The sequence below is a fragment of the Streptomyces endocoffeicus genome (assembly GCF_016741935.1).
Lineage (GTDB): Bacteria > Actinomycetota > Actinomycetes > Streptomycetales > Streptomycetaceae > Streptomyces > Streptomyces endocoffeicus.
The window spans coordinates 1-1,042 of sequence record NZ_JAERRG010000166.1 but is presented as its reverse complement, the minus strand read 5'-3'; the positions used below and the strand labels follow the sequence as shown (position 1 = coordinate 1,042).

Sequence of the window (1,042 nt, the reverse complement as noted above, 5' to 3'; positions counted from 1 at the left end):
ACAGAAGGGCAAGTGACGCCTTCGCGTACTCGCTCGGCCGCCTTGCGGCCCGGTAGGTGGCCTGGCGACACGCGGGCCGCATAGACGCGTCACGCCGGTGACCGTGCCCGAGTGCGAAGCGGTGACCGCAGACCGGACAGCGCACGACATCCTCGGTCTCCCGGCCCAGGGTGTACTACAGGCCGATGGTGACGGCCTCCAAGCGGTGACGGTGCCACCGTAAGTGCGCGATCTTGCACGAGCGGTCGCAGAAGTGCTTGTCGCTGCGGGAGTTCGTCGACAGCGGCTTGGAGCAGTTGATGTACGCGCAGCGGCGTACCCACCGGGACATAGCTCCACCGTACGCCCGAGCCCTGTCACAGGAGGCCACGGCGGTATCACCCTGTTCGGTGCGATGGCGACACCGCCGCCATCCGGGCACTCAGAGCTTCAAGATCAGCTACTGGCGGGGGTGGCGCTTGTCTCGGCGATACCCCAGGAGAGGCTGCGGATCCGGCAGCAAGCATCGCAGTGATCCGGTGACGCTCGCGGGGCCCGTGTCGCAGTCGCAGCTCCGGCCGGCTGTCGGTGTGGGCACCGATGATGTGCCGCAGGCCTTCGACGGTGGGTTGGCGGCCACCGGAGCGTGCCGACGGTCGCGGGCTGGCCTCGACATCGGCCGTCCGCCCGAGCACGACATGCGGACGCTACCGGATGCCATCGTATACGTGAACCGCACCGGCATCCCGTGGCGCTACCTCCGCACGACTTCCCGCGGGGACCAGGTGGTCGACCATGCTCTCGGCGATCCAGCAGGCCAGGTCATGTTCCCCGGCGGCGGAAGCCGCCACGTCGACCAGCTTATCGCCCGCGGCGTCCAGCCAGCGGGGTAAGGGTGAGCCGGAGACGTCCGGGCCGGTCGGAAAGCCCTCGGGACCCCAGTCGCTGGTGATCCGGCCGGCGGCTGTGTAGAGGTGCAGCACGGCGGCACGGTCCGCGGCGGACTCTTCGGGCGCCGTGGCGGCGAGGCGGCGTGTGTGATCTCCTACGAGGTCGTGCAGCT

General features: G+C 69.4%; 1 protein-coding gene and 1 pseudogene. One reads left to right on the top strand and one right to left on the bottom strand.

Translation table 11 applies throughout. The features are described from left to right. Positions 1 to 175: 175 nt before the first annotated feature. A complete protein-coding gene (locus tag JK364_RS54390) occupies positions 176 to 331 on the bottom strand; it encodes a hypothetical protein (protein ID WP_201858874.1) in 156 nt (51 codons plus the stop codon). A 277-nt stretch (positions 332 to 608) separates the two neighbouring features. Here JK364_RS54390 and JK364_RS56785 point away from each other — a divergent pair. Then, positions 609 to 754: pseudogene (locus JK364_RS56785) on the top strand (transposase); the annotation flags it as partial. Positions 755 to 1,042: the final 288 nt, after the last annotated feature.